General features: G+C 53.4%; 17 protein-coding genes. 15 read left to right on the top strand and 2 right to left on the bottom strand.

Annotated elements, in window-relative coordinates; genetic code table 11:
• Positions 1–306: 306 nt before the first annotated feature.
• Together ACTQ3A_RS11465 and ACTQ3A_RS11460 are read right to left on the bottom strand one after the other, a co-directional pair.
• Positions 307–2,100 (bottom strand): ABC transporter ATP-binding protein, encoded by a 1,794-nt coding sequence (locus ACTQ3A_RS11465; RefSeq protein ID WP_441494888.1) that lies wholly within the window; start codon positions 2,098–2,100, stop codon positions 307–309.
• Between the two features lies 1 nt (position 2,101).
• On the bottom strand, positions 2,102–3,970 hold the full coding sequence (locus ACTQ3A_RS11460) for an ABC transporter ATP-binding protein (protein WP_441494889.1): 1,869 nt from the start codon (positions 3,968–3,970) through the stop codon (positions 2,102–2,104).
• A 527-nt stretch (positions 3,971–4,497) separates the two neighbouring features.
• Here ACTQ3A_RS11460 and ACTQ3A_RS11455 point away from each other — a divergent pair.
• The 15 genes from ACTQ3A_RS11455 to ACTQ3A_RS11385 all read left to right on the top strand — a co-directional run bounded on the left by ACTQ3A_RS11455 (position 4,498) and on the right by ACTQ3A_RS11385 (position 23,953).
• Entirely contained in the window at positions 4,498–8,196 is a 3,699-nt protein-coding gene (locus ACTQ3A_RS11455; protein ID WP_441494890.1) for an ABC transporter ATP-binding protein/permease, read from the top strand.
• A gap of 489 nt (positions 8,197–8,685) precedes the next feature.
• A complete protein-coding gene (locus tag ACTQ3A_RS11450; RefSeq protein ID WP_441100235.1) occupies positions 8,686–10,218 on the top strand; it encodes a sodium/proline symporter in 1,533 nt (510 codons plus the stop codon).
• Positions 10,219–10,672: 454 nt separating this feature from the next.
• On the top strand, positions 10,673–12,334 hold the full coding sequence (locus tag ACTQ3A_RS11445; RefSeq protein ID WP_441100233.1) for a 2-isopropylmalate synthase: 1,662 nt from the start codon (positions 10,673–10,675) through the stop codon (positions 12,332–12,334).
• A gap of 239 nt (positions 12,335–12,573) precedes the next feature.
• The gene (gene thrC / locus ACTQ3A_RS11440; RefSeq protein ID WP_441100231.1) at positions 12,574–14,064 is read left to right on the top strand and encodes a threonine synthase; all 1,491 of its coding nucleotides are present in this window, start codon (positions 12,574–12,576) and stop codon (positions 14,062–14,064) included.
• A gap of 30 nt (positions 14,065–14,094) precedes the next feature.
• Positions 14,095–15,177 (top strand): nicotinate-nucleotide--dimethylbenzimidazole phosphoribosyltransferase, encoded by a 1,083-nt coding sequence (gene cobT, locus ACTQ3A_RS11435; RefSeq protein ID WP_441494891.1) that lies wholly within the window; start codon positions 14,095–14,097, stop codon positions 15,175–15,177.
• Entirely contained in the window at positions 15,174–15,689 is a 516-nt protein-coding gene (locus ACTQ3A_RS11430; RefSeq protein WP_441494892.1) for a bifunctional adenosylcobinamide kinase/adenosylcobinamide-phosphate guanylyltransferase, read from the top strand. Before cobT ends, ACTQ3A_RS11430 begins: the two co-directional genes overlap by 4 nt.
• A 24-nt stretch (positions 15,690–15,713) precedes the next feature.
• Positions 15,714–16,496: an adenosylcobinamide-GDP ribazoletransferase gene (locus ACTQ3A_RS11425; RefSeq protein WP_441494893.1), complete on the top strand. Its 783-nt coding sequence runs from the start codon at positions 15,714–15,716 to the stop codon at positions 16,494–16,496.
• Positions 16,497–16,500: 4 nt separating this feature from the next.
• Positions 16,501–16,887 carry a bifunctional adenosylcobinamide kinase/adenosylcobinamide-phosphate guanylyltransferase gene (locus ACTQ3A_RS11420; RefSeq protein WP_441100225.1) on the top strand — a complete coding sequence of 129 codons (387 nt, stop codon included), beginning with the start codon at positions 16,501–16,503 and terminating at the stop codon, positions 16,885–16,887.
• A 100-nt stretch (positions 16,888–16,987) separates the two neighbouring features.
• Positions 16,988–17,728, top strand: a complete 741-nt coding sequence (locus ACTQ3A_RS11415) for a histidine phosphatase family protein (RefSeq protein WP_441494894.1) — start codon at positions 16,988–16,990, stop codon at positions 17,726–17,728.
• Between the two features lie 167 nt (positions 17,729–17,895).
• Positions 17,896–18,768 carry an amidohydrolase family protein gene (locus ACTQ3A_RS11410; RefSeq protein WP_441494895.1) on the top strand — a complete coding sequence of 291 codons (873 nt, stop codon included), beginning with the start codon at positions 17,896–17,898 and terminating at the stop codon, positions 18,766–18,768.
• Positions 18,747–19,973 carry a cobalt-precorrin-5B (C(1))-methyltransferase CbiD gene (gene cbiD / locus ACTQ3A_RS11405; protein ID WP_441494896.1) on the top strand — a complete coding sequence of 409 codons (1,227 nt, stop codon included), beginning with the start codon at positions 18,747–18,749 and terminating at the stop codon, positions 19,971–19,973. Before ACTQ3A_RS11410 ends, cbiD begins: the two co-directional genes overlap by 22 nt.
• Positions 19,974–20,141: 168 nt before the next feature.
• Positions 20,142–20,912 carry a precorrin-4 C(11)-methyltransferase gene (gene cobM / locus ACTQ3A_RS11400; RefSeq protein ID WP_441494897.1) on the top strand — a complete coding sequence of 257 codons (771 nt, stop codon included), beginning with the start codon at positions 20,142–20,144 and terminating at the stop codon, positions 20,910–20,912.
• Between the two features lie 100 nt (positions 20,913–21,012).
• Entirely contained in the window at positions 21,013–22,116 is a 1,104-nt protein-coding gene (locus ACTQ3A_RS11395) for a cobalt-precorrin 5A hydrolase (protein ID WP_441494898.1), read from the top strand.
• Between the two features lie 219 nt (positions 22,117–22,335).
• The gene (cobJ, locus tag ACTQ3A_RS11390) at positions 22,336–23,067 is read left to right on the top strand and encodes a precorrin-3B C(17)-methyltransferase (protein WP_441100216.1); all 732 of its coding nucleotides are present in this window, start codon (positions 22,336–22,338) and stop codon (positions 23,065–23,067) included.
• Complete coding sequence (locus ACTQ3A_RS11385) at positions 23,060–23,953, top strand: precorrin-6A/cobalt-precorrin-6A reductase (protein WP_441494899.1); 894 nt, start codon at positions 23,060–23,062, stop codon at positions 23,951–23,953. Before cobJ ends, ACTQ3A_RS11385 begins: the two co-directional genes overlap by 8 nt.
• Positions 23,954–24,072 lie beyond the last annotated feature (119 nt).

The raw sequence follows: 24,072 nt of genomic DNA, 5'->3' as shown, positions 1-24,072 counted from the left end.
CGCATAGCATTTGATATTTTACCCCATAAAAGCACGTTTAGATTGGATAGGGGTTTTTTGCGCTTTTTTAATGGGGCTTGGCCCCACAACTTATTAGGCTATACAGTAAAATATAGCAGAAAAAATTTAGTAGAAAAATATAGTAAAAAGACCTCTGATGAGAACATCAAATCTCGTACAGAGGTCTTTGTTAATTTACGTGTACAAAGGGGAGTATCCGGCAACAGCAAAGTCAGGTGCCGCATCCAGCTTCTTTATTTACGTTCACAGGAGCATATCCGGCCGCAACGGAGTCAGATACAATATTCAGCTTCTCTCAAACTGCGCGTGGTAGAGCCTGCTGTAGAAGCCGTTCTTTGCGAGCAGCTGTTCATGATTGCCCTGTTCGATGATGTGGCCGTCGCGCATGACGAGGATTTCATCGGCGTCCCGGATGGTGGAGAGACGGTGCGCGACCACGAAGCTGGTCCGTCCCTTCATCATTTCATCGAAGGCCTTCTGAATACGGATTTCGGTGAGCGTATCGATGGAGGAGGTCGCCTCGTCAAGGATCAGGATCGGTGGGAGGTTCAGCATGACTCTGGCGATGCAGAGGAGCTGCTTCTGTCCCGCGGAGAGGTTTCCTCCGTTTTCCTCGATTTCCGTGTCGTAGCCGTTGGGCATGCGGAGGATAAAGCTGTGGGCGTATGCCTTTTTCGCCGCTGCGACGACTTCCTCATCGGTGGCGTCGGGTCTGCCGTACGCGATGTTCTCCCGGATTGTTCCAGCCTTCAGCCAAGTGTCCTGGAGAACCATTCCGTAGTTGTCGCGGAGACTCAGGCGGCGGATCCTGCGGATATCGGTACCGTCCACGGAGATGGAACCGCTGTTTACGTCGTAGAAACGCATGAGCAGGTTGATGATGGTGGTTTTGCCGCAGCCGGTCGGGCCGACGATGGCAATTCGTCTGCCGGGCGCGACATCCACATTGAGATTCTCGATCAGCGGATGGTCCGGCGTATAGGAGAAGGCAACATTTTTGATCTGAACAGCGCCCTTTGCGTGTTCGATGGAAATGGCGTCCGGATCATCCGCCGGTTCCGGCTCCTCATCGAGCATCTCGAACACGCGTCCTGCGGATGCGACGGAGTTCTGAAATTCTGTGATCACGTTTGTGATATCGTTGAACGGCTGGCTGTACTGCTTGACATAGGCGAGGAAGCTGGTCAGCTTTCCGATCGTCAGCAGCGAGGAGCCGATGGGCGACAGGAAGCAGAGCAGACATCCGGCGATGACCACGCCGTTGTAGATCAGGGTGTTGAGAAATCTTGTCGTCGGATTGGTCAGGGACGAGTAGAAGGTGGCTTTCATGCTGTTCTCGCCGAGTTCCCGGCTGCGTTTTTCGAATTCCTTCAGGGCGGCCGCCTCGTGACCGAAGGTCTGGACGACGGTCAGATTCCCGATCATCTCGTTGGTCAGCGTCGTCAGGTTTCCTCTGGATTCCGATTGCTTTTTAAAGAAACGGAAGGAACGGTCGGAGATGAATTTTGCGGCAAAAAATGTCAGCGGCGTCAGAACCGCGACGATGAGCGTGATCAGGGGCTGCAGCGTCAGCATGAAGATAATCGTTCCCACGATGGTTACGATACCGGTGAACAGGTTGGTGAATCCAAGCAGAATTCCATCGGAAAGCTGCTCGACATCTGTGATGACACGGCTGATCAGATCGCCGGTGGGATGCGCGTCAATGTAGGAGAGCGGCAGGCTGTGAATCTTGTGAAAGGCCTCCTTGCGCAGATCCCGAACAATCAGGTACGTGATTTTGTTGTTGATGTGATTCATGGTCCACTGGGCAGCTGCCGTCACTGCGATGCAGATGACGATTCTGCGGATGATGCGGAGCAGACCCGCGAAATCGACATGTCCCTTTGAGACGATCAGATCCACACCATTACCGATGAAGATGGGGATCAGCAGGGTCAGAGCGACAGACAGAACGGCCAGGACCAAGGACAGGATCACAAATCCCATGTAGGGCTTCACGTAGCTGATGATCCGCAGGAGGGTATTCTTGCGCATCGCTTTTTTCGCGTTTTTCGGATCTTTTGTGTTTATCGTCATTTTATTCACATCCCTTCTGGGTGGGGTCACTCTCATTCTGTGTCTTTTGATTGCCTGCCGAGGCGTCCTGTGTCTTTCGATTGACTGCTGTCGCGTCTGTGTTCTTCCGGCTGCCTTCGCTCTCAAGTGGCCCCTTCAGATCTCGCTCAATTTCATCCGGTGTCATCTGTGACTGGCAGATGTCCCGGTATATGCTGCAGTTTTTCAGAAGTTCAAAGTGGTTCCCGCTTCCGGCCAGCCTTCCGTCATCGAGAACCAGAATCTGGTCGGCGCTCCGGATGGTGCTGACACGCTGGGAGACGAGAATGACGGTACGTCTGGAGATGTCGTTGTGGATGGCCTTCCGCAGCTTTGCGTCTGTGGCAAAATCGAGGGCGGAAGCGCTGTCGTCCAGGATCAGGATCTGCGGGTCCCGCACCACGGCACGGGCGATGGTCAGGCGCTGTTTCTGGCCGCCGGAGAGATTGCGTCCCTCCTGTTCGATCGGAAGATCGAGGCCCTCTCCCTTCTGGTCTACAAATTCTCTGGCCTGGGCGATATCGAGCGCCTTGTAGATCTGTTCGTCTGTGGCGTCGTCATTTCCCCATTTCATATTGTCGCGAAGGGTTCCCTGAAAGAGTACAGCCTTCTGGGGAACGACGCCGATGCTGGAGCGGAGATCCTTTTCGCGGATGTCGCGGACGTTTTTCCCGTTCAGGGACACCGATCCGGAGTCCGTGTCGTAGAATCGCGGAAGAAGATTGATCAGCGTGCTCTTTCCGGCACCGGTACCGCCGATAATGCCGAGGGTGGAGCCTGCGTCCGCGTGAAAGCTGATGTCATCGAGCGCGGGGGAGGAGCCTTCCTGATAGGTAAAGGTGACGTGATCGAAGTCGATGGAGGCTCCGTCTGCTCCGGCAGGGAAATCGACCGTGCCGTCTGCCCGTGTATTCTGCATTCGGAAGACATCGTCCACGCGGTTCATGGATGCGGCTGCCCGGGAGAGCAGGATGATAAGATTGGCGAGTTTTATCAGCTCGGTGAGAATCTGTGTCATATAGTTGACCAGGGCGGTGATGCTTCCCTGTGTCAGGGCGCCGGTATTGACTCTTTTGCCGCCGATCCAGAGAATAGCGACGATGCCGAGGTTGATGACGACATAGGTCATGGGATTCAGAAGCGCGGATATTTTTCCCACGTGGACCTGCTTCTGATAAAGCCGTTCGGTTTCGCTGTCGAAGGAGGAGGTCTCCCGTTTCTGCTGGTTGAACGCGCGGACGACGCGGACGCCCTGCAGATTCTCACGGGTCTTCCGGAGAATTCTGTCGAGCTGCGACTGTACCTTGCGGTTCAGAGGCATCGTGATGAGAATGATCGACATGATGATAAAGAGCAGCACCGGGATGATGATGGCAAAGCTGACGGCTGTCGGGACATCGACGGTGAAGGCCAGGATCATGGCGCCGAAAACGACGAACGGTGAACGCAGAAAGAGACGGAGGAACATGTTGACGCCGTTCTGAACGGTGTTGATGTCACTCGTCATCCGCGTGATCAGAGTAGAGGTCCCGATGCTGTCAATCTGCTTCCAGGAAAGTGTCTGGATATGTGCGTAGAGGTCATTTCGCATCATCGTTGAGGTGCTGGTGGCGACCTTTGCGGCAAAATACTGCGCGGTGATTGCGGATGCGAGGCCGATGAATCCGAGTATGATCAGCAGGATTCCGTTGTGAATGATGTAAGAGACATCGCGGTTGGCGATTCCGACATCGATCATCTTTGCGACGATCAGCGGAACGATCAGTTCAAAGGTTGCTTCCAGCATCTTGAAAAGCGGGGCGCAGATGGTCGCCGCCAGATGCCGCTTCAGATAAGGCCAGAGTCGTTTCATGAAATGAGTCCTTTCTATAAATAATGAAATAACAATGAAATGAGTCAATCTGTCCCGGCTGTAATGATTGAGTCCATTTATCAGACGCTGCACGATTTTGCGCCTTACAGGCGACAGGACTTATGCTGTATAGAAGTGTACGCCGGAAGTATAGAAAACACAAATACGAAATCTTTTGAATAACCATATAAAAATAGTATACGTGATCGAATTTTGATAAATAAAAAATATAGAAATGAATTCGCAGCCCTGTTTCCGGATAACATCAGGTCTGGATTTTTTGCACAAGATCATTGCGTTTCGAAGTGGTTTTGCATAAAATGACCGTATTGCCGTATCAGGCACGATTCAAATGGTGGCACCGAAGCTAGGCGGATCCCTGCAGTTGCGCTTGCCGGACATTGTCATTTATGTAAATTTCGGCTTTGTAGCAGGGAAGTTTGCCAGGGGAGGGCTTGCCGGACATTGCTGCGGATGTAAATGGTGGCTTGGCAGCAGGGCCGTTTATTAAGGGAGAAATTGATTTTATGCTTCAGATAAAAAATATCAGCAAGGAGTACCGAACCGGCGATCTGGTCCAGAAGGCACTGGATCACGTGAGCCTCGATCTGCGGGACAGTGAGTTCGTGGCCGTTCTCGGGCCGAGCGGATCCGGAAAAACAACCTTATTGAATATTGTGGGAGGTCTGGACCAGTATGACAGCGGAGATCTGGTGATCAACGGAATTTCCACGAAGAAATACAAGGACAGAGACTGGGATTCCTACCGGAACCACACGATCGGTTTTGTCTTCCAGAGCTACAACCTGATCATGCACCAGAGTGTGCTTGCCAACGTAGAGCTGGCACTGTCCATTTCGGGCGTCTCCGGAAATGAGAGGCGGGAGAGATCGATGGAGGCGCTCCGCCGGGTCGGACTTGCCGGGCAGGAGCACAAGAAACCCTCACAGCTTTCCGGCGGACAGATGCAGCGGGTGGCAATCGCAAGGGCGCTTGTCAACGATCCGGACATTGTACTGGCGGATGAGCCGACCGGCGCGCTTGACACAGAGACGAGCATTCAGGTGATGGATATTCTGAAGGAGGTCGCAAAGGACCGGCTGGTCGTTATGGTGACGCATAATCCGGATCTGGCGCAGAAGTATGCCACCCGGATAGTGACCATCAAGGATGGGCGGATTCTGTCCGACACCAATCCGCCGGAAACCGGAAGAGAGGAGAAAGCACCGGTTCACCGGAACATGGGAAAAGCCGCCATGTCTTTTCTGACCGCGCTTGCCTTAAGCGGCAACAATCTTCGGACAAAGAAGGCGAGGACATTGCTGGTTTCCTTCGCGGGATCCATCGGCATCATCGGCATCGCGTTGATCCTTGCGCTCTCGAGCGGCGCGAACCGCTTTATACAGACACAGGAGGCAGAGACGCTTGCGATGTATCCGCTTCAGATTGAGAAGACCGGATATGATCTGACCTCTATGATGAAGAGCATGGGCGATGATCCGGGATCTATGTTTGGATCAGGCGGCACAAAGACCTATACCGACGCGGTTGGTGTGGATGAAACGGCGGGAAGGCTGCTGAAGGATGTAAGCACAAACGATCTGGGGGCTCTGAAAAGCTATCTGGACAGCAGGGAAAGTGGAATTCAGAAGTATGTGAATGCCATCGAGTACAACTACGGCATCACGCCTCAGATCTATACGCTGGAGGATGGCACGGCCGAACAGCTGAATCCGAATCATCTGTTTGATTCCCTCTCTTCTGATGATTCGGGGAATATGGACATTGCCGGGATGATGACCGGTTCTCTCAGCGTGAACCTTTTCAGCAAGCTTCCGACGTCGAAAGAGCTTTATCAGGAGTCCTATGATCTGAAGGCGGGACACTGGCCGGAAAAAGATACCGATCTGACTCTGGTTCTGAATTCAAGCGGTGAGGTCAGCGATGTGATCCTCTATGCCCTGGGGCTTCGGGACCGGAAGGAGCTGGAGCAGCGGATCGAGAATTTTGCGGACGGAAAGAAGGACGACACGAAGGCAGTTGTAAGGAAAACGTCTGACAGCGGGGCAGAAGACAGAAGCGGGACAGAAGACGGAAGCGGGTCCGTGGTTTCCTCTGGTTCGGATCGCGCCGTACAGGACAGCAGCACAGAAAGCGCGGAAGCTGTCTATGCCTATGATGATTTTCTCGGTAAGAGTTTTCGGCTGGTGAATGCCTGTGACTATTATACCCGTGATGATACATACAATGTCTGGACCGACCAGAGCGACGACAGGGATTTTGTGAAAAAACTGGCGGAGAACGGGAAGAAACTGACGATCACGGGAATCGTACAGCCGAAGAAGGAAACAATGTCAGAGGCTCTGAGTACCGGGATCGCTTACTCCCCGCTGCTGGAGGAAGAACTGATGAAGGAGGCCGCTCAAAGTGAGGTCGTAAAGGATCAGCTGAAGAATCCGGAAGTCAATGTACTGACAGGCAAGAAGTTTTCCGAGGAGAACGTCTCGTCCGATCTGGATTTAAGCAGGCTTTTTTCCATCGACGGGGACGCGCTTCAGAAGGCATTCTCGTCGAAGGCAGAATCGATCTCGCCGGACAGCCTGGATCTGAACAAGATTCTTCAAAACCTGAATCTTCAGAATCTGGATTTCAGCAATCTGAATCTGGAGGAAAGCCTTGACCCGTCGGCAATGCAGAACGCGATGCCGGATCTCGGAAGTGTAGACCTCCCGGGGCTTCTCTCGAAGGTTCAGGTGCATGTGACCGGGGAACAGCTTCAGAGTCTCTTTCAGGAGGCGGCGAAGGGCTATCTGGAAAGCATCTCGAAGGATCCTTCCACCGACTATACGAAGCTTGGCAGCGCATTCGCGGAATATCTTCAGTCGGAGACGGGGAGAGCCGCGGTTCAGTCGGAAATGCAGAAGATTCTTGATGCCAACAAGGAAAATCTCATTACCCGGGACGATGTGGTACAAATGGCATCTGAGATTTTTGAAGGATATTCGGAATATGTACAGAAGAATCTGTCCGATGATCCCCTGAGTCCGGACGGCTTCAAAAGCTGGCTGTCCTCTCCGGATGCGGAGGAAACCGTCGGAAAAGCTTTTTCCGTCATCACAGACAAGCTCAGTCGCTTTACGGTCACAGACGGGGATGCAGCTTCCATGACGGAGACGCTTTCGAAGAGCTATGACGAGTGGGCGGGTGAACATGACGCGCCGCAGCTGTCTAAGGCCGCGGATTCTTTTGCTGCCTATCTGCAGTCCGAGGATGCGCAGAAGCTTCTTCTGAATGCGGCGGGGCAGATGATTGATGTAAGCGGGCTTCAGAGCGCCCTCTCGGATACGCTTCAGAGCACGGTCAGCGCGCTGATTCAGGCGGTTACCGCGCAGATCGAAGGTGCGATCACATCGGCTATGACGCAAATGACCGGACAGCTTCAGCAGGCGCTCTCACAGGCGCTCGGTCAGACCGTCAGCGCGATCTCCGGGAATATGGAGAAAATGTTCCAGATCGATCCGGACCAGCTGGCATCTGCCTTTCGGGCGAACATGGACGCCGGACAGCTGCAGAAACTGATGAGTTCTATGATGCAGGGCAACAGCAGCTCGCTGGAGAACAATCTGTCTTCTCTTGGTTATGCCGATCCTGCCGAGCCCTCCGAAATCAATATTTATCCAAAGGATTTCAAGGCAAAAAATGAGGTCGTGAATCTCCTGACCTCTTACAATAAGCAGATGGAGAAGAAGGGCGAGGACAGCAAGATGATCACCTACACGGATATGGTTACTGCCATGATGTCGTCCGTCACAAAGATCATTGATACCATCAGCTATGTCCTGATCGCTTTTGTCGCGATCTCGCTGGTTGTTTCTTCGATAATGATTGGGGTTATTACCTATATCAGTGTGCTGGAGCGGAGAAAGGAGATCGGAATCCTGCGGGCGATGGGCGCATCGCGTCACAACGTGGCGCAGGTGTTCAATGCGGAAACCTTCATCACAGGTATCCTGGCCGGGGGCATCGGTGTCGGCGTCACATTGCTGCTTACGATCCCGATCAATGCGCTGATTGTGCGTGTGACCGGTCAGGAGATACATGCGGCACTTCCACCGGCAGCGGCGCTGATGCTGATCGCGCTCAGTGTGGCGCTGACCATGTTTGCCGGCCTGATTCCTTCCCGGAAGGCGTCCAGAAGTGATCCGGTAACGGCACTGCGAAGCTGATATAAAATTTTAAATTCATACAAAACGTGGATGCAATGTTTGGGAAGAAGCAACTCGAAACTGCGAAGCTGAATAAAATTTATTCTTGGAAAAGGCGTGGAGATTACCTCTTCACGCCTTTTTGCTGCCTGCCGTCACTGCATTGCTGTCTGTCTTTGGACAAAAATGCCTGCGGATATTCAGATATTCAGGTCGGAGAAAAACCGCTTAAAGCTATCCGATCGGAGAAAAACTGCTTAGAGATATTGAGTTTACCACTGGAATGTGGTAAACTCTCCACAATGCATTTGAAAATCTCATGCTATATATGCGAATTTGTAATGATTCTATTGCAGGATTAATTTGAGATGCGCGGCGGGTGATTTCGGGCTGGTGTGTATCATGGATTAAGCTGCAGACAGAAACCTGTGCTGCGTATTTTCGAGCCGTATTTATATCAGGATATTTTCAGGTGTTTTACAGGATTTTATGAAGAAGTGAGGGAGAGAAATGACAAGTTCACAGGTTGGAATTCTGATCGTCATGATCGTGTACCTGCTCGGTATGCTGGCGATTGGATTCGTGGTGGCAAAACAGAATGAGAATATCAGTGATTTTTACCTCGGGGGCAGAAAGCTCGGGCCGATTGTGACCGCTATGAGTGCGGAGGCTTCGGATATGAGTTCCTATCTTCTGATGGGACTTCCGGGACTGGCTTATCTGTCCGGTATGGCCGATGTGGGGTGGACCTGTATCGGTCTTGCCGCGGGCACCTATATCAACTGGCTGCTCGTCGCGAAAAGGATCCGGCGCTACACTGCCAGGACGGGTTCGATCACGATTCCGGATTTCTTTTCAGACCGCTACAAGGATAAGCACAGGGCGCTGATGCTGATCGCGGCATGCATCATTATCATTTTCTTTATTCCGTACACCGGCTCCGGCTTTGCTGCGTGCGGAAAGCTTTTTTCCAGTCTGTTTTCGGTAGATTATCACATCGCGATGGTGATCAGCGCAGCGGTTATCATTTCCTATACGCTGACCGGCGGTTTCCTTGCTGCCAGCCTGACCGATCTGATTCAGAGCATTGTCATGACGGTTGCTCTGATCATCATCCTGATCTTCGGCATCAGCCAGGCGGGAGGAATGGACGCGGTTATCGCAAACGCGAAGTCTCTTCCGGGCTATTTCAGTATGGTGCAGAGCTATGACGCGGCGGCAGGAAAGGCTTCCCCCTATGGCGTCGTGACCATCATCTCGACGCTTGCGTGGGGTCTCGGATACTTCGGAATGCCTCACATTCTGCTGCGCTTCATGGCGATTGAGGATGACAGCAAGCTGAAGATTTCCAGAAGAGTTGCCTCCGTATGGGTTGTGATCTCCATGGGAATCGCTGTTCTGATCGGTATTGTCGGCCTCGGCATGACAAAGGCGGGCGTCGTTCCATTCCTGGAGGGATCCGCGTCTGAGACGATTATCGTGAAGATATCCGCGCTTATGAGTGAGCACGGCGTGATCGCGGCTGTATTCGCGGGCATTGTTCTTTCCGGAATTCTTGCCGCAACCATGTCCACCTCTGATTCTCAGCTTCTCGCGGCTTCCTCGTCCGTATCCGAGAACATCATCCATGAGTTTTTCCATCTGGATCTGGATGAGAAAAAGCTGATGCTGATCGCCCGTTTCAGTCTCGCGATCATCGCCGTGATCGGCGTGGGAATCGCCTGGAATCCGAACAGCTCTGTCTTCGGCATTGTGTCCTTCGCATGGGCAGGCTTCGGCGCGACCTTCGGTCCCATCGTTCTTCTGGCCCTGTTCTGGAGAAGGTCGAACAAGTACGGAGCCTTTTTCGGAATGATCAGCGGCGGCATCATGGTATTCGTCTGGAAATATGCGGTTCGTCCGATCGGCGGAGCATGGAATATCTACGAGCTTCTCCCGGCATTCATCGTTGCGATTCTCGTAAATGTAATCGTCAGTCTTCTGACTCCGGCTCCGGAGAAGGAGATCACGGATGTGTTTGATGAGATGAAAAAAATTGGCTGATTTTTTGCATTTTCGTTCTGCTTTCCGCGGTTGACTTTTTCCGGGCAAGATGTTATGGTAGAAAACAGTTAAATACGTTGACGAGGAATAGTACATCAGTGACTGGAATTCAGAGAGCTGCCGGGTGGTGTGAGGCAGCAGAAGGTCCTTTTGGAACTGCCCTCCGAGTGGCTGCCCGAAATCAGATACTCTGAGATTAGACGCAGACGGAAGCCCACCGTTACAGGGGTGAGGATATGCATGTATCCGGATGAGAGCACGGGAAACCGTGAAGAAGAGTGGTACCGCGCAGGGTTCCTGTTAGTTTTCAGGTGATTAACAGCCTTACGTCTCTTGCAAATGACAGGAGACGTAAGGCTTTTTCTTTTCTCCTGTTTTACCCGGATATCCGGAGATGTTGTGAAGCTTTTTGGAAAACCTTGAAGAATCTTGAAGCATAAGGAGGAACGCAGCTATGATGAATTACAGAAAATATCAGAAACAGTATTATATGCCGCCGGTTGAGTGCAATGACTGGGTGAAGAAGGATGCCATCGACAAGGCACCGCTCTGGTGTTCCGTCGATCTGCGTGACGGCAACCAGGCTCTTGTGATTCCGATGGATCTGGATACGAAGATTGAGTTCTTCAAGATGCTCTGCGAGGTTGGATTCAAGGAGATTGAGGTCGGATTCCCGGCCGCTTCCGAGACGGAGTTCGTTTTTCTTCGCCGTCTGATTGAGGAGAATCTGATCCCTGACGATGTGACTGTTCAGGTTCTGACACAGGCAAGGGAGCATATCATCAAGAGAACCTTCGAGGCTCTGAAGGGCTGCAAAAACGCGATTGTTCACGTTTACAACTCTACTTCTTTTGCACAGAGACAGCAGGTGTTCAAGAAGGATAAGGAGCACATCAAGCAGATCGCTGTCGATGGCGCAAGGCTTCTGAAGGAGCTGACCGAGGAGGCGGGAGAGAAGTACCGCTTCGAGTACAGCCCGGAGAGCTTCACCGGAACAGAGCCGGAATATGCTCTTGAGGTCTGCAACGCAGTTCTGGACGTGTGGAAACCGACTGCTGACAGGAAGGCGATCATTAATCTTCCGAGTACGGTTGAGCTTTCCATGCCGCATGTCTACGCGCAGCAGGTGGAATACATGAGCAAGAACCTGAAATACCGCGACAATGTAATGCTGTCTCTTCATCCGCACAATGACCGCGGAAGCGGAGTGGCGGACGCGGAGCTCGGAGTTCTCGCCGGAGCGGACCGCGTGGAAGGCACGCTTTTCGGAAACGGAGAGAGAACCGGAAACGTGGATATCATCACTCTTGCGATGAACCTCTATATGCAGGGAACCGATCCGAAGATGCACTTCGACAACATGCCGGAGATCTGCCGGAAGTATGAGGAATTCACCGGAATGGAAGTGAATCCGAGAAGTCCGTACTGCGGCAAGCTGGTCTTTGCCGCATTCTCCGGATCGCATCAGGACGCGATTGCAAAGGGCATGCACTGGAGAGAGGAAAAGGATCCGGATCACTGGACCGTTCCATATCTTCCGATCGATCCGACCGATATCGGAAGAAGCTACGACAAGGATGTCATCCGTATCAACAGCCAGTCCGGAAAGGGCGGCGTCGGATATGTTCTTGAGACGAACTATGACCTCATTCTCCCGAAGAAGATGCGTGAGGCCATGGGATATGCGGCCAAGGATCTCTCCGATCATCTGCACAAGGAGCTGCAGCCCGATGAGATCTTCAGCCTCTTCAAGGAAAAATTTGAAAATATTCAGGAGCCGCTTTCTGTTCACGGCGTTCATTTCAGACAGCTGGATGACGGACAGATCGAGGCAAGCGTCAATGCGAAGAACGGAAGCGGAGATTACCGTGTTACCGTGGCTGAAGGCAACGGACGTCTTGACGCTGTCAGCAATGCGCTGAAGAAGGCATACGGCTTCGAGTATCAGCTCTCTACATATCAGGAGCATGCGCTTTCCAAGAGCTCGAGCTCAAATGCGATCGCTTATGTCGGAATTACAAAGCCGGACGGCACACAGGCATGGGGCGCCGCGGTAGATCCGGATATTATCCGGGCATCCATTGACGCACTGATTACCGCAATCAACAACCGTTGAGAACCGGGGAAAACCGCCGGAGACGAATACATCTTTCATATTGCACGGGAAAACCGCCGATCGGACTGCATCCGCAGTTTCCAGCCGGCGGTTTTCTCTACTTCACACTCAAGTTTGCTTATGCTATAATACTAATATTAGCGTTTTCGGACAGGTTTCGCTTGTCCGGTTCCGCGCTTGTTTTCTTTAGGCCTAGTTTATCGAGACGGCGGAAGCCATCTGACAGGAGGAATAAACAAATGCAGATTCTTTACAAGAGCACCAGGGGCGGCGAAAAGGATATTCCGGCATCCAGGGCGGTTCTGAACGGACTTGCCTGCGACGGAGGCCTTTATGTTCCGGACAGTTTTCCAAAACTGAGGGTTTCTCTGGAGGATCTCTCGAAGATGAACTACAGAGATCTGGCTTACGAGGTGATGTCTCTTTTTCTGACGGATTATACGGAGGAGGAGCTTCGCCGCTGCATTGACAGCGCGTATGATTCGAAGTTCGATGTCCCGGAGATCGCTCCGCTTCACAAGGCGGACGGTGCTTATTTCCTGGAGCTTTTCCATGGCAAGACAATTGCCTTCAAGGACATGGCACTCTCGATTCTTCCGTATCTGATGACTACCGCCGCAAGAAAGAACAATATCACGAACAAAATCTGCATCCTGACGGCTACCTCCGGTGATACCGGAAAGGCGGCCATGGCGGGATTCCAGGATGTTCCCGGCACAGAGATCATTGTGTTCTATCCGGAGGGCGGCGTAAGTCCGGTTCAGGAGCGCCAGATGCGGACCCAGAAGGGTGAGAATACGCATGTCGTTGCCATCAAGGGGAATTTTGACGATGCCCAGACCGGCGTGAAGAAGATCTTCGGTGACCGGGAGATGAATGAGGAGATGGCTTCTCACGGCATTCAGTTCAGTTCCGCGAATTCGATCAATATCGGACGTCTGGTTCCGCAGGCGGCATACTATGTATACGCCTACGCCACCCTTGTCCGCGACGGAGTGATCAAGGCAGGAGATCCGATCAATGTCGTTGTTCCGACCGGAAACTTCGGAAATATTCTCGCGGCGTACTACGCGAAGCAGATCGGGCTCCCGGTTGGCAAACTGATCTGTGCGTCTAATGAGAACAAGGTTCTCTTTGATTTCTTCTCTACCGGAATCTATGACCGGAACCGTCCGTTCATTCTGACTTCTTCTCCATCGATGGATATTCTGGTATCCAGCAACCTGGAGAGGCTGATCTATCTGATCGCAGACCGGGATGCCGCAAAGACCGCTTCTCTGATGAAGGCGCTCTCTGATGGCGGCAGGTACGAGATCACACCGGAGATGAGGGCTAAGCTGTCAGATTTTGTGGGCGGATACGCTGCGGAGGACGAGGTCTTTGCCACGATTCACAAGATCTACACAAAGGATCATTATGTCATTGATCCCCACACTGCGGTTGCCGCGACCGTCTATGACCGCTATGAGAAGAAGACGGGTGATACGACACCGACGGTTATCGCCTCCACGGCGAGTCCGTACAAGTTCGCGAGAAATGTTCTGCACGCGATTGACGCGGCGAAGTATGATCCGATGACGGATCTGGAGCAGTTTGACGCTCTGCACGAAGTATCGGGCGTGAAGATTCCGGCAGCGATCGAGGAGATCAAGACGGCGCCGATCCGTCACAGCACCGTTGCGGAAATCGGCGAGATGAAGGACGTTATCCGGAAGATGCTCGGCATCTGAAAATAAATTTTGACTGCAGAGGCATGAGGAATGAGTGAAGAGAGAAAACTGAATCTGTATGACGGCCTCCTCGAGGAGACGGTGAGCCGGATACAGGCGCCGGATAAAGGCGCCATGGAGGAGGCGCAGAATCGCTGGAATGCGATTGCACATCCTCTGCACAGTCTGGGCAAGCTGGAGGATATGATTATACAGATCGCCGGCATACAGCGGACCTCGCGTGTGAAGCTTGACAAAAAGGGCCTGATTACAATGTGCGCCGATAACGGCGTCGTGGAGGAGGGCGTGACCCAGACCGGACAGGAAGTGACGGCGCAGGTCGCGGAGAACTTCCTTTCGGAAAAGGCAACGGCGGGAATTCTGTGCCGTAAGGCGGGAGCTGATATTTTTCCGATCGACATCGGTATCGCGAGGGACACGATTGTCCGGAACTGCAAGATTTCCTACGGAACGAAGAATATGACAAAGGGACCGGCGATGACGCGCGCGGAAGCGGTGAAGGCCCTGGAGACGGGAATTGCACTCGTCCGCGAGAAGAAGGAAGACGGCTACCGGATTCTCGCAACCGGTGAGATGGGTATCGGCAACACCACGACGAGCAGCGCTCTTGCCTCATTCTTTTTAAAGCAGCCCGTAGAGAAGATGACCGGTCGGGGTGCAGGCCTTACATCGGAGGGATTACAGCGCAAGATCCACGCGATCCGCAGGGCGATCGAGGTGAATCAGCCCGATCCGTCGGACCCGGTGGATGTTCTCGCAAAGATCGGCGGTCTGGATATCGCGGGAATGGCAGGCGTTTTTCTCGGCGGGGCGGCGGAAGGAATACCGGTAGTGATCGACGGGTTTATCTCAGGTGTCGCGGCACTTGTCGCTTCTGAGATCTGTCCGATCTCAAAGGATTACATGATTGCTTCCCATATGTCCCACGAGCCGGCGGCGGAGCTGATGATGAAGACGCTCGGAAAGGATCCTGTGCTGCACGCGGATATGTGTCTGGGAGAGGGAACCGGAGCGGTTGTTCTGTTCCCGGTGCTGGACATGGCTCTTGAGGTGTATGACCGGATGTCAACCTTCGCGGAGGATGATATTGAAGCATATAAGGAGTTGAAATGATCCATTTAATTACCGGCGGTGCCGGGAGCGGAAAATCCGCCTATGCGGAGCAGAAGATTCTGGAGCTCGGTGAGGGCAGAAGAATCTATGTCGCGACGATGTTTCCGGGCGTTGATCCGGAGAATTCGGAGCGCATACAGAAGCACCGTGACCGCAGAGCACCGATGAATTTTGAGACGATTGAATGTCCGACGAATCTGTCCGCTGCTGCAATTCCGGAGAATTCGAATGTTCTGCTGGAGGATGTTGGAAACCTTGTGGCGAATGAGATGTTTCTGCCGGATGCATCGGGAATCCATGCGGTCAACTCCGTGCTGGACGGCTTCAATTATCTGATGGATATTGCCGCAAATCTGATCATCGTCACGAATGAGATCAATTCGGACGGAGTAGACTATGACAATGCCACCCGCGTTTTTCAGCAGTTCATGGGTCTGGTGAATCAGGAGCTCGGAGAGCTGGCCGACAAGGTCACAGAGGTGGTTTACGGAATTCCCCTCACGGTGAAATAAAGGAAGCACAGAGGTTTTTGTACATTGAAATCTTTATTTGAAAGCTTTATCGTTGCGTTCTCGATGTATTCCAAGATTCCGATGCCGCATATCGAGTGGTCGGAAAAAAGCATGAAGTATTCCATGTGTTTTTTTCCCTGGATCGGTCTTGTGATCGGTCTGCTGGAGTATCTGTGGTTTCTGCTTTGCGGACGGACCGGCGCTTCGGATCTGCTCCGCTCCGCAATCGCGGTTGTGATACCGCTTCTGGTGACAGGCGGAATCCATTTCGACGGGTTTCTCGACACGACGGACGCGCTTAGTTCATGGAGAACCAGAGAGGAGCGCCTTCGCATTCTTAAAGATTCTCATGTGGGAGCATTCGCGGTGATCGGAGCCTGTGTCTTCTTTCTGATTGCACTGGGCTTTGCGTCGGAGGTATCAGGGAAAACAGCAGCATGTCTGTGCCTGATGTTTGCGGTTTCACGCTCGTATTCGGCGATATCCGTGGTTTCCTTTCCGAACGCGAATCCGAAGGGAACCGCTGCCGCTTTTGGCAGCCATGCGAGAAAGAGGATGGTGCGACGGGTGATGATCGTCTATCTTGCGGCACTTTACGTCTGCCTGATTCTGATCGACCCGCTTGCCGGCATCTGTGTGATCGCCGGTTCTGTGCTGGCATTTTTGATTTATTATCGGACCTGCATGCATTACTTCGGGGGAATGACAGGAGACCTTGCGGGATTTTTTGTATCGGGCGCGGAGCTCCTGATGCTGATTCTGGCAGTGGCCGGCGACGGTATCGGAAGAATATGGTTGAGAGGTTAATAGTATGAAGTTTATTATCGGCGGTGCATTTCAGGGAAAAACGCATTATGCGGAGGAAAAGTACGGGATTGCTCCGGAGGACTGGGCGGACGGACAGGACTGCTCCAGAAATGAGATCTATCACAGCAGGGGCGTCATGCATTTTCACCAGTTTGTGGGAAGAAGCCTGCAGAATGGAGATACACTGGACAATTTTGTGGATGAGCTGATGGCGCGTAATCCGGACATCATCATTGTGGCGAATGAACTGGGTTACGGAATTGTTCCGGCGGACAGCTTTGACCGCAGATACAGGGAAACGGACGGAAGAATCTGTACGGAAATCGCGTCGCGCGCGGACGAGGTGATCCGCATCGTGTGCGGAATACCGACCATTATCAAGAAGGTATGAGGACTCACGAGGCTCGAAGGAAGTTGAACTCCTGAAGAAACGAGCATTGAAGAGGCACGAGCCCCCCTGAAGATACGGGAATTGAAAAAGGCATGAAGACATGAGGATTCACGAAGGCATGATGGAGCTGGTCATGATCCGGCACGGCAGAACAAAGGGGAATACGGAGAACCGTTACATTGGCACGACGGACGAGCCGTTGCTCGCTTCCGAGGCGGAGCGTCTTTCGGCGAAGCGGAAATCGCTGGAAGAGATGCGGATGGATCATCCGGATATACTCTTTGCAAGTCCCATGAAGCGCTGTGTGGAGACGGCGGCGATTCTGTTTCCGGAATCGGAGCCGGTGATCGTTCCGGATTTCCGGGAGTGTGATTTCGGTGAATTTGAAAACAAGAACTATCAGGAGCTGAGCGGAAACGTGGATTATCAGCGCTGGATTGACAGCGGCGGAAGGCTGCCTTTTCCGGGCGGAGAATCCATGAGCTCCTTTCAGGAGAGAGTCTGCCGTGCCTTTGACCGGGTTGTCCGAGAGGCGTCGGAGCATCTCTGCGGCGAAGCCGGGAGAGCCGGCGGGGCATCGGAGTATCTCTGCGGCAAAACCGGGAGAACCGGCAAAGCATCGGAAGAGGCGCAGGACCGGAGTATTTCCGGTACATCCGGCGATCCGGTGATCCGGGCTGCCATGGTGGTACACGGAGGAACAATCATGGCTGTTCTTGAGAAATACGGGTATCCCCGGAAGAGCTATTTTGAATGGCATGTAGGAAACGGAGATGGTTTTCTGCTTTCCGTCAGGGAAACGGGGGACGATCTCCAACTTTCTGTCAGACGCGGTTTCTAGCAGAGCACTCTTTGATTGATTCAAGAGAGAATTCCGGAGAGTATTGGAAACTGTGTTGTTCAGGAGAGAATTCCGGAGAGTATTGGAAGCTGTGTTGTTCAGGAGGAAATTCTGGAGAGTAGAGTATTGGAAGCTGTGTTGTTCAGGAGGAAATTCTGGAGATCGGAATGTTCGGTGAATGTCATGCGCATTTGTTTATGAATGGTTATGATTACCATGCCGCGGTAAGAACGCACCGGGATCATCCGGATGAGAAGGTGATCCGAAAAGAACTTGAGGCATACAGAGACGCGGGCGTCACGTTTGTGCGCGACGGCGGAGATCACTATGGCGTCTCAAGTCTTGCAAGAAAGCTGGCGCCGGAGTACGGAATCCGGTATCTTACGCCGGTTTTCGGAATTTTCCGGGAGGGACATTACGGCAGGGTGGTCGGAAAACCTTTTTCGAACCTCAGAGAATACGCACAGCTCGTCTCGGAGGTGAAGGAGCAGGGCGGAGACTTCATCAAAATCATGACTTCGGGAATCATGACTTTTGAGACATCCGACGGTCTTTCGGAGGAGGGGCTCAAAAGAGAGGATGTCAGGGAGATGGTTCATATCGCCCATGAGTCCGGCATGAAGGTCATGAGTCACACAAACGGAAGCAGAGGGGTGATTGACGCTGCGGAGGCCGGTGTGGATTCTCTGGAGCATGGAAATTTTCAGAACGAGGAAAGTCTGGAGGCTCTGGCGGAGAGCGGAGCGGTCTGGGTACCGACCTGCTCGACGGTTCGGAATCTGATCGGTTCCGGACGTTTTTCCGACGCGGTTCTGACAGAGATCTGGAGCGGTCTCAGGAAAAATATCCGAAGGGGACGTGAGCTTGGGATTCCGGTCGCTCTTGGCAGCGACGCGGGAGCTTATCGCGTTCTGCACGGACAGGGCATCCGGGATGAATATCGGGCATTTCAGGATATTTTTCCGGATGACCCGGAACTTGACGAGTGGCTTGCACAGTCAGAGAAACGGATTCATCAATGGATAAAGAAAAAAAATTAAACGGTGGAAGGGATAAGAGCAAGGATTCACCCCGGACAGGTCTGGAAGAATCCTTCGTGCTCTATGATCACAAAAAGCTCAGAATGGGATACACAACCGGCTCCTGTGCCGCGGCTGCGGCAAAGGCAGGAACGAGAACGCTCCTGACCGGAGTGGAGACCGAGGAAATCGTTCTGGATACGCCGAAGGGAATCCGGCTGCATCTCCCGGTCGAGGATATCCATATCCAGAGAGATGAGAGCGGTATTCCCGTAAAGGTGTGCTGCGCGGTCCGAAAGGACGGCGGAGATGATATTGACGCGACGAACGGAGCCCTGATCTATGCGGAGGTTTCGTGTACCGGGGAGGCCGGCGTGACCATTGACGGCGGCGAAGGAGTCGGCCGGGTGACGAAGCCGGGCCTTGATCAGCCGGTCGGAAACGCGGCGATCAATCATGTTCCCAGGGAAATGATCACAAAGGGCGTTCTGGAGGTCTGCAGAGAACAGGGTTACACGGGAGGAATTTCCGTGATCATCCGGATCCCGGAGGGACAGAGGATCGCGGAGAAGACATTTAATCCGAGGCTCGGTATTGTCGGGGGAATCTCCGTGCTCGGCACCAGCGGCATCGTCATGCCGATGAGTGAAAAGGCTCTGATCGATACGATCCGGGTGGAGATGAAGATGCGCCGGGAGAACGGCGGAGAATATCTTGTCATTACCCCGGGAAATTTCGGCGAGAGGTTTGCTTCGGAGATGCCGGATCTGGTCCGCACGCATGAGATGAAATGCAGCAATTTCGTCGGCGAGACGCTGGACATGGCGGTGGATCTGGGAGTAAAGGGCATCCTTTTTATCTCCCATATCGGAAAATTTATCAAGGTTTCCGGGGGAATCATGAACACGCATTCTCATGAGGCGGATTGCCGGGCAGAGCTGATGGCCGCAGCGGTGCTGCGCGCCGGAGGCGGCGCGGATCTGGCGAGAGAGGTTCTCTCCACCAATACGACGGAGGATGCGCTGAAGATCCTGAAACAGGAGGGCGGCGACGGACTCTTTGACGCGGCGATGAAGCGTATCACCGAACGGATCGGCTTTTATCTGAATGCCAGAGTGCAGGGAAGAATCGAAACCGGCGCCGTGATCTTCTCGAATGTCTTCGGAAAGCTCGGAGGGACGGAGAACGTGCCGGATCTGGTGGAGAAGCTGCGAAGACAGGGCTGAAGAATTTTGTACTTTGAACAACCGGTTTTTGCTGCCTCCGGATGATCCGGAGAAGCGGCGGGCATTGTATTGTATATAAGAAGTGAAGACAGCGTTCCGCATCGGGGACGCAACGGAGAAAATTGAAGACAGCGTTCCGCATAGGGGACGCGACAGGAGGAAAAAAGAATGGTACATTTTGTAGGCGCCGGTTCCGGTGCCGCGGATCTGATTACAGTCCGCGGAAAAGAGTATCTGGAGAAGGCGGATGTGATCATCTACGCGGGTTCGCTGGTGAATCCGGAGCTTCTGCAGTACGCGAAGAAAAACTGCAAAATCTGGAATTCCGCGAAGATGACGCTGGAAGAGGTGCTGGATGTCATCTTTGAGGCAGAGAAAAAGGGCTTTATGACGGTCCGTCTCCATACCGGAGATCCATGCCTGTACGGGGCGATCCGGGAGCAGATGGACGTACTTGACGAGAAGGGCATTGCGTATGATTATACACCGGGGGTCAGCTCCTTCTGCGGAGCAGCCTCGGCACTGAATCTGGAGTACACTCTTCCTGACGTCTCTCAGAGTGTGATCATTACGAGAATGGAAGGACGGACGCCGGTACCGGAGAAGGAAAGCATTCAGTCCTTTGCCGCGCATCACGCGACCATGGTTGTATTTCTGAGTACAGGCATGCTGGAGGAGCTTTCGAAGCGGCTGATCGAGGGCGGATATACCGCAGACACCCCTGCGGCAATCGTGTACCGCGCAACCTGGCCGGATGAACGGGCGTATATCTGTACCGTCGGGACTCTGGCCGAGACGGCGAGAGAAAACCATGTGACGAAGACAGCGCTGATGATTATTGGAGATGTGGTTACACATTCCCACTACGACCGGTCAAAGCTCTATGACCCGGAATTTACGACGGAATTCAGAGAGGCTTCCTCCGGGAAAAAATCCTGAGAGGAAGGCGCGGACGCCAAGAGCGGCTTGGCTTAGAAACATATGGAAGGATCTGGAACATACGGAATGCGGGGGCACAACAGAGAGCAGGGGCTTTTAGATGAAGATTGCAGGAATATGTTTTACAAAATCGGGAAGTGAAGTATCGAAACGAATCATCCGGGTTCTGCGTGGATCATTCGCGTCCGGGGATGCAGACGATGTGGAGATCGAGTGGTATGGGAAGGGCAAGTATCTGGCCGGCACAGGCTTCCGGGAGCTGAGTGTCCCGGTTCAGGAGTGGGCCGGTAAGTGCTTTCACACCTGCGACACCCTCATTTTTGTAGGAGCAGCGGGCATCGCGGTTCGCGCGATCGCGCCGTACGTTCGGGATAAGCGCACGGATCCGGCGGTCATTGTGGTAGATGAGAGAGGAAAGTTCTGCATCTCTCTGCTGTCCGGGCACATCGGCGGGGCCAATGAAATGGTGGAGAACCTTTCGGCGGGACTGGGAAGTGTTCCGGTCATCACGACGGCGACCGATGTGAGCCACAAGTTCGCGGTCGATGTCTATGCCGACCGGAATGACATGGTGATCTCAAATATGACCTACGCCAAGGAGGTTTCGGCTGCCCTTCTCGCCGGCGAGCCGGTGGGATTTTACACACATTTCCCGGTGGAGGGAGATCTGCCCGAGGGCATTTACTGGTCTGACAAGCTGGATACGGCGAGAGCGCTGAGCGCGGAGAATGAGGAGGAGGGAACTTCTCTGGGAATCTACATCAGTCCCTCCTACAACCGGCAGTATTTTGATCACACGCTCTGGCTGATTCCGAAGTGCCTTGTCCTCGGAATCGGATGCAAGAGGGGAACGCCGGCTTCGGTGATCCGGAAGCTGGTGGATGATACCCTGCGGCAGTACAGCCTCTACCCGGAAGCCATCGCCTCGGTGGCGAGCATCGATCTGAAGAGGGACGAGCCGGGGCTGGTCGAGTACTGCAAATCCCTGGGAGTGCCGCTGCATACCTTCTCCGCGGATGAGCTGAACATGGCAGAGGGCAGCTTCACAAAATCAGACTTCGTGAGAAAAACAACGGGCACCGATAATGTGTGCGAGCGAAGCGCGGTCTGTGACGGCGGCGGAGACCTGATCATCCGGAAGGTCGCTGAGGACGGGGTTACGGTAGCAGTCGCTCTGCTGAACCGGAAGATCAAGGTCGGGTAGCAGAGTAGTATTGAACCGGAAGCTTGGCGCTGGACAGCATTGAACCGAAAGCTCAATGCCGGACAGCATTGAATCGGAAGCTTAATGCCGGACGGCAGCAGATGCACATATACGATGAAAGCGGAGAGGGCGGTTTGATCCGCCCGGAGGGAATCTGTCAGCTGCCCGCAATCGAAAGGCAGCGGATTCCCGCCTGCAGAAAACGAAAGGATTCTATTTATGAAACAGATAAATGTAGTGGGTATCGGACCGGGTGCCTGGGAAAAAATGACAGTGGAAGCCGCGGAGGCTTTGCAAAACAGCGACACGATCATCGGCTATACCGTGTATATCGATCTGGTCAGAGATCATCTTCCGGGGAAGGAATTTCTGTCGACCCCGATGCGCAAGGAAGTGGACCGCTGCGTCCTGGCCTTTGAGGAGGCGGAAAAGGACAAGAAGGTGTCCATGATCTGCAGCGGAGACGCAGGAGTTTACGGAATGGCAGGGCTGATGTATGAGGTCGGGGAGCGTTACCCGGAGGTATCTCTCCGAATTATTCCGGGCGTTACGGCTGCTCTTGGAGGAGCCGCGGTGCTTGGAGCTCCTCTGATTCATGATTTCTGTCTGATCAGTCTGTCCGATCTTCTGACGCCGATCGAAAAGATCGAGAAGCGTTTGGCAGCGGCCGGTGAGGCGGATTTTGCGATCGTGATTTACAACCCGCAGAGCCGGAAGAGATCCGACTATCTCCAGAAGGCCTGTGACATACTGCTGCAGTACCGGAAGGATGACAATGTGTGCGGGATTGTGGAAAATATCGGCAGGGAGGGAGAGTCGATGAAGATTCTGACGCTCCGCGAGCTTCGGGATACGCCGGTCAACATGTTTACGACGGTTTTCATCGGAAACTCCCAGACAAAAATCGTCAACGGACATATGGTGACGCCGAGAGGATATCGGAATGTATGATGTATTCTTGTTTGCCGGAACGACAGAGGGCCGCGTCCTGGCGGATCGTCTGAAGGAGATCGGGGAACGGAACGGCCGGAGAAAAATACAGATCTGCTGCTTTACCGCGACGGAGTACGGGAAAAGTCTGATCTCTCCGGGGGAAAATCTGGATGTCCACAGCGGAAGGCTGACGCAAGTGGATATGGTCCGTGAGATCCTCGAGAACACGCCAGAGGATGCCGTCATCATAGATGCCACCCATCCGTATGCAGCGGCTGTGACGGAGAATATCCGGAAGGCCTGTGCAGAAGCGGGAAGGGAATATATCCGGGTGCTCCGCGGGACGACCATGGAGGAGGAGACGCCGGACGACCATGCTCCGGCGGACCGTGCGGCTGAGGTCGCAGGAAGGATGGTCGGAGAGCAGATGGCGCCGGATTCTTTCTATGAGCTTCCTGACGGAAATATTGTGGTCGGAAGCACAGAGGAGGCTGCCGCATGGCTCGCGGGGACAGAAGGAAACGTGCTCCTCACGACCGGAAGCAAGGAGCTGAGGGTTTTCACCTCGGTTCCGGATTATCGGGAGCGTCTCTTTGCCAGGGTGCTCTCTCTTCCTTCTGTGGTGGCTTCATGCGCGGATCTCGGCTTTCAGGGAAGAAACCTGATCTGCATGCAGGGACCGTTCTCCGAGGAGATGAATATCGCCCTGATCCATCAGACGAAGGCGAAATACCTGGTTACAAAGGATACCGGAAGAGAGGGCGGCTTCCCGGAGAAGGAAAGTGCGGCAAAGGCCTGCGGCTGCCGGATGATTATCATCCGCAGGCCTCTTGACGAGAAGGGCATATCTGTGGAGGATTGTGTAAAACGGATCCGTGAAAAGATCGGGCAGGAAACCAGCTGATTTGGAATGAGAAGACGGGTTCGGCGCAGGATGCGTTCTGTGAAAGCCGGTTTCGAGAGTGTCAGACAGGTAACTGACTTCGGCGCAGGATGCGTTCCGTGAAAGCCGGACATGTGATT

Origin of the sequence: Bilifractor sp. LCP21S3_F8 (genome assembly GCF_052117805.1) — a bacterium.
GTDB lineage: Bacteria > Bacillota > Clostridia > Lachnospirales > Lachnospiraceae > Bilifractor.
This window is presented reverse-complemented; position numbering and strand designations above follow the sequence as displayed.